The sequence below is a fragment of the Mycobacterium sp. genome, from assembly GCF_050701675.1.
Lineage (GTDB): Bacteria > Actinomycetota > Actinomycetes > Mycobacteriales > Mycobacteriaceae > Mycobacterium.
On sequence record NZ_JBOGDD010001090.1, the window covers coordinates 1 to 5174 of the forward strand.

General features: G+C 66.7%; 8 protein-coding genes. 7 read left to right on the forward strand and 1 reads right to left on the reverse strand.

The window, feature by feature from the left end:
• The 3 genes from ACRDUX_RS33445 to ACRDUX_RS33455 form a co-directional block, all read left to right on the forward strand.
• Positions 1–700 (forward strand): glycosyltransferase (locus tag ACRDUX_RS33445; RefSeq protein WP_526420590.1); only part of this gene is annotated, 700 nt, incomplete at its 5' end.
• Positions 697–1620 carry a glycosyltransferase gene (locus ACRDUX_RS33450; RefSeq protein ID WP_526420592.1) on the forward strand — a complete coding sequence of 308 codons (924 nt, stop codon included), beginning with the start codon at positions 697–699 and terminating at the stop codon, positions 1618–1620. The genes ACRDUX_RS33445 and ACRDUX_RS33450, both read left to right, overlap by 4 nt.
• Entirely contained in the window at positions 1617–2432 is an 816-nt protein-coding gene (locus ACRDUX_RS33455; protein ID WP_526420594.1) for a transglutaminase-like domain-containing protein, read from the forward strand. Before ACRDUX_RS33450 ends, ACRDUX_RS33455 begins: the two co-directional genes overlap by 4 nt.
• Positions 2433–2438: 6 nt before the next feature.
• On the opposite strand, the gene ACRDUX_RS33460 is transcribed toward ACRDUX_RS33455, so the two are convergent.
• Positions 2439–2681, reverse strand: coding sequence for a hypothetical protein (locus ACRDUX_RS33460; RefSeq protein WP_526420596.1), 243 nt, complete (start codon positions 2679–2681; stop codon positions 2439–2441).
• A gap of 231 nt (positions 2682–2912) precedes the next feature.
• Here ACRDUX_RS33460 and ACRDUX_RS33465 point away from each other — a divergent pair, with 231 nt between their 5' ends.
• The 4 genes from ACRDUX_RS33465 to ACRDUX_RS33480 all read left to right on the forward strand — a co-directional run.
• Complete coding sequence (locus ACRDUX_RS33465) at positions 2913–4064, forward strand: N(5)-(carboxyethyl)ornithine synthase (protein WP_526420598.1); 1152 nt, start codon at positions 2913–2915, stop codon at positions 4062–4064.
• 76 nt (positions 4065–4140) lie between these two features.
• A complete protein-coding gene (locus ACRDUX_RS33470) occupies positions 4141–4299 on the forward strand; it encodes a DUF6307 family protein (RefSeq protein WP_526420600.1) in 159 nt (52 codons plus the stop codon).
• A 17-nt stretch (positions 4300–4316) separates the two neighbouring features.
• Positions 4317–4514 (forward strand): hypothetical protein, encoded by a 198-nt coding sequence (locus tag ACRDUX_RS33475; RefSeq protein ID WP_526420602.1) that lies wholly within the window; start codon positions 4317–4319, stop codon positions 4512–4514.
• A 93-nt stretch (positions 4515–4607) separates the two neighbouring features.
• The coding region (locus tag ACRDUX_RS33480; RefSeq protein ID WP_526420604.1) for a serine/threonine-protein kinase at positions 4608–5174 on the forward strand (567 nt) is incomplete at its 3' end.

The following is a 5174-nucleotide window of genomic DNA, read 5'->3' on the forward strand; positions in this document are numbered from 1 at the left end:
CGCCAACGATCGCCTCAGCCGCGAGTACACCGTCGACCGCCACATCGTCACCACCATCGGTCGCGGCGCCACGCTGCCGACCGTCGCTCCCTTGAAGCGGGCCGGCAGGCCGACGCTGCTCACCTGGGGCCTGATGGGGCCGGGCAAGGGCGTGGAGCGGGTCATCGACGCGATGAGTTCGCTCAAGGAGCTCCGCGGTCAGCCGCGCTACCTCGTCGCGGGCGCGACGCACCCACGGGTGCTGGCCGCCGATGGCGAGGCCTACCGCGAAGCCTGCATCGAGCGGGCCCGCAGTACGGGCGTCGCGACGTCGGTCAACTTCGACAGCATCTACCGCAGCACCGCCTCGCTGTCGGCGCTCATCCAGTCGTCGGCGGCCGTCGTGCTGCCGTACGACTCCACCGATCAGGCCAACTCGGGCGTGTTGGTCGACGCGCTGGCGGCCGGTCGTCCCGTCGTCGCCACCGCCTTCCCCCACGCCGTCGAACTCCTCGGCAGTGGCGCGGGCGTCGTCGTCAGTCACGACGATCCGGACGCGCTGGCGTTCGCGCTGCGCCGCATGCTGACCGACCCACGGATGACCGGTGACATGGCCGCGGAGGCACGGCGGTTGGCGCCGACCTTCGGCTGGCCCATCGCCGCCGCGGCGTACATGACCCTTGCGCGTCGACTCCTCGCCGAGCGAGGGGCACTCGTATGACCACCGCGCCGCTACCGGTCTTCGACCACCTGCTGCACATCTCCGACCGTCGCGGCACCTACGAACACGCCCTCCTCGCCGAGCCGGAGCGCGCAGGCGGCTACACCACCGAGGACATGTCCCGACTGCTCGTCGTGGCCACCCGTCAGCCCGAGCCGGGCGGCGCGGTGAACGGCCTTGCGGGGCTGGCCGTGCGGTTCCTCAACGACGCTCAGTCCTACGCGGGCACCTGTCGCAACCGGATGGATGGCAAGGGCAACTGGGTGGATCAGCCGACGCTGGAGGAGTGGTGGGGCCGCTGCCTGTGGGCGCTGGGCACCGCCGCCGCGCATAGCAGTGTGGGCCTGGTCCGCCGGGTCTCCGTGATCCAGTTCGAGCGTGCCGCCAAGGTGCGGTCGCCGTTCCCGCGGGCCATGGCGTACGCCGCGCTGGGTGCCGCGGAGATCCTCTCCGTCGAGCCGGACCACGCCATCGCGCGGGCCCTGCTGACCGCCTACGCCGACAGCGTGCCCGAAGCCGTCACCGATGCCGACGCGGTGATGGCCGAGGCCATGATCGCGGCGGGCACCGCGCTCGAACGCCCGACTTTGTGTCAGCAGGGCCTCGATTCGTTGACGTCGCTCCTCGACGACCCAAAGGTGTTCGATACTCAGCCGATTGGAGTGGCCGCACTGTCGGACGCGTGTGCCCGCGCGGCCGGGGTCGACGCCAGCCCCAAGTGGCCCGACGGCGTCCGCGCCGCGGCAGCGTGGTTCGAGGGCGCCAACGACGCAGGCAAGCCCATGTGGGATCCGGAGACCGGCGGCGGGTTCGACGGTCTGAACGCCGACGGCATCGACCCGAACCAGGGCGCGGCGTCGACGCTCGCGGTGCTCTCCGCCTTGCAGAACGCACAGCGCTTCGCCACCGTGCCGGAATGACGCCCAGCTTCAAACGCGACGTCGGCTGTGAGCTCGACGTCGACATCACGGCGCCGACGACGCTGGAGTTCCAGATCGCGATCGCGCCCCATCCCAGTACCGAGGTCTACGAGTCGTTGACGTTCACCTTGGACGGCAAGGCCGTCGATCCGGTGGAGATCAGCGGCGCGCACGGCAACCGCATCCACAAGATCTACGTCGCGGGCGGCAACATGAAGGTCGCCTACTCGGCGACGGTCATCGGCCAGACCGACCCCGCGCCCGTGACGGACTACGACCTGTCGATGTATCTGCGGCCCAGCCGCTACGCCGAGGCGGACAAGTTCTATGGTTTCGCCGCAACGGAATTCGGCCAGTACGCGGACTCGACCACGCTGTTGGAGCACGTCGCGGCGTGGGTGGGCGGGCGCCTGAACTACGTTCCTGGTTCCAGTGATCCGATCGACGGCGCCGTTGACACCCTGCTCGCCGGTGCTGGCGTCTGCCGCGACTTCGCGCACCTGGTGGTGGCCATGCTGCGTGCCGTCAACGTCCCGGCACGGTTGGTGGCCGTATACGCCCCCGGTCTGTCGCCGATGGACTTCCACGCGGTCGCCGAAGCCTTCGTCGACGGCCAGTGGCGGGTCGTCGACGCAACGCTGCTGGCGCCGCGGCAGAGCCTGGTGCGCATCGCGACCGGACGGGATGCCTCCGACACCGCGTTCCTTGCGAACCACAAGGGCGCGATCAACCTCAACTCGATGAACGTGACCGCCATCGTCGACGGGAATCTGCCGTTCGACTCGATCGACCAGTTGGTGTCGATCCGCTGATCGAGGTCAGTCCGTGCTGTTGCAGTGGTCCTCGAGCTGCGCTGCTTGAGCTTTCGTATTGAGCTCGTTGGCGATCTCGTCCTGCCGTCGAGCCAGGCGGGCGTCTTCGACCAGTTCGTCGAGGATGTGGACCCGGCCGAAGTAGCGCCACTCGGCGCGGAACTCGTACTTGAAGACCGCCACGATGCCGGCGAGGGCGAGCGCGACCAGGATCGCGACGATGATGAGGACGACCGTGTTGGTGGTCATATGGGCGCCTCGAATCTTCGGTAGACCTCCAGTAGACGCGGATTCGAGCATCGTGTCAACTTCCTTGATACGTAACCGAAATCACCTGTCTGACTGTGTTTTCAGGACGATGGGATGGGGTAGCGGACAGGCTGCGCACCCATGTGGTGCGGATCACCCGATTGCGCGTACGGTCGACGTGGCCGAGTCGGTATCCCGACCTCGGCGTCAGCCATGCCTAGGGAGGGCCAAATGAGTGGACTCAGCCTCGGCATCATCGCCGTCACTCGCAAGGAGAACGAGCACCGCCTCCCGATCCATCCGGAGCATCTCGACCGCATCGACAAGAGCGTCATCGGCAGGATCTACCTCGAGCGCGGATATGGCGAGCACTTCGGGATCTCCGACAAGAAGCTGGCCCGCTCGGTGGCAGGGATGCGCTCGCGCGCCGAGCTGATCGCCGAGTGCGACGTCATCCTGCTGGCCAAGCCCGACGCCGACGATCTCGCCGAACTGCGCACCGGCCAGGTGCTGTGGGGCTGGCCGCACTGCGTGCAGGACGGGGAGCTGACGCAGCAGGCGATCGACCGCCGCCTGACGTTGATCGCCTTCGAGGCCATGAACCTGTGGCGCAAGGACGGCTCGTTCAAACTGCACGTGTTCCACAAGAACAACGAAATGGCCGGCTACTGCTCGGTGTTTCATGCCCTGGAGATCATCGGCTCGACGGGAACCTACGGGCGGCGTCTTCGCGCGGCGGTCATCGGCTTCGGCGCCACCGCGCGCGGTGCCGTGACGGCACTGACCGCCGTCGGCATCCACGACATCGACATCCTGACCAACCGCAACGTCGCCGAGGTGGCGTCGCCGATTCACTCCGCGGAGATCGTGCAGTTCGAATCCGAGGTGGGCCCCGACGGGTCGAGTTTCGCGCTCACCGACGACGGCAGGGTCCCGCTGGCCGGATACCTGGCCGAGCACGACGTCGTCGTCAACTGCGTGCTGCAGGATCCCAACGCGCCATTGATCTTCCTCGACGAGGGCGACCTCGAGGCCTTCCGGCCGGGCAGCCTCTTCATCGACGTATCCTGCGATGAGGCAATGGGTTTCAGCTGGGCAGTTCCGACGTCGTTCGAGAAGCCGACGTTCACGGTCGGAAACAACATGACCTACTACGCCGTCGACCACAGCCCGTCCTATCTGTGGAACGCCGCGACGTGGGAGATCAGCGAGGCGCTGATACCCTATCTCCCAACGATTTTGGGCGGCCCCGAGGAATGGGACGACGACGAGACGGTGCGCCGCGCGATCGAGATCCGCGACGGGGTCATCGTGAACCCCGACATCCTGGCGTTCCAGCACCGCGCGCCGGAATATCCGCACGTCCGGATGGAAACCCAGTGACCAGCAATGGAGTAACGTCATGGGTATCGAGCTGCTCGGTTCCGAGCGACAATGCTCGGCTGCAAAGGACAACACGATGGCTTCGCCCACGAAGATCCGCACCCCGTATGAGAACCGTCTAGACCTCGTCAAGACGACGATCATCGCTCACTCCAAGCTCGACGACGACGTCGCAGGCGAGCTCGCCATCGAGGTCCTCAATGCGCTGAACTCGATTCCCGAGAAGGTGCGCTGACCGACGGTCGGCCCGTCATGACGGTCAAGGTGAAGCTTCCCGATGGTGGAAGCGATGAATACATGAGGTTCGGCGACGCTTACATCAAGAACGGCGACGGCTCGCTGGACGTCGTGCGCACGGGTGCGAAGGCGGCCTACAGCTACGAGTCCGGCATGTGGAGCGGCGTCGACGGCGACGAGAAGAAGTCCACGAAGCGCCGCTTCTTCGGCTGATCGGTGTTGATCCGTTACGGTCGCCTTCCGTGGTGGTGAGGTAGCTTCTATCGACACAGCCACGCGGGGATGGCCGTTGCCGAGGAGTGAACGGTGGATTCGACGCCATTTGGGCACTATCAGCTGCAAGAGCTGCTGGGCCGAGGCGGAATGGGTGAGGTCTATCGGGCCTTCGACACCAGGACCGATCGCGTCGTCGCGCTCAAGGTGTTGCCGCATCACCTGGCGCAGGACACCGTCTTCCAGCAGCGATTCCGTCGGGAGTCGCAAGCTGCGGCCAGCCTGAGCGATCCCCACGTGGTGCCGATCCACGGCTATGGCGAGATCGACGGCCTGCTCTATCTGGACATGCGGCTGATCGAGGGCAGCACCCTCGGTGACATCCTCGCCGAGCGCAAGGGGCCGATCGAGCCCGCGCTCGCCGTGAAGGTGGTGGAGCAGGTCGGGGCGGCCTTGGACGCCGCTCATCAGGCGAGCCTGATCCACCGGGACGTCAAGCCGTCGAACATCCTGATCACCCCTGGCGAGTTCGTATACCTGATCGACTTCGGTCTGGCGCGCACCGCGGGCGAGGCGGGCATGACGACGGCGGGCAGCACCCTCGGCACGCTGGCCTACATGGCGCCGGAACGCTTCGACGGCGGACAGAGCGATCCGCGG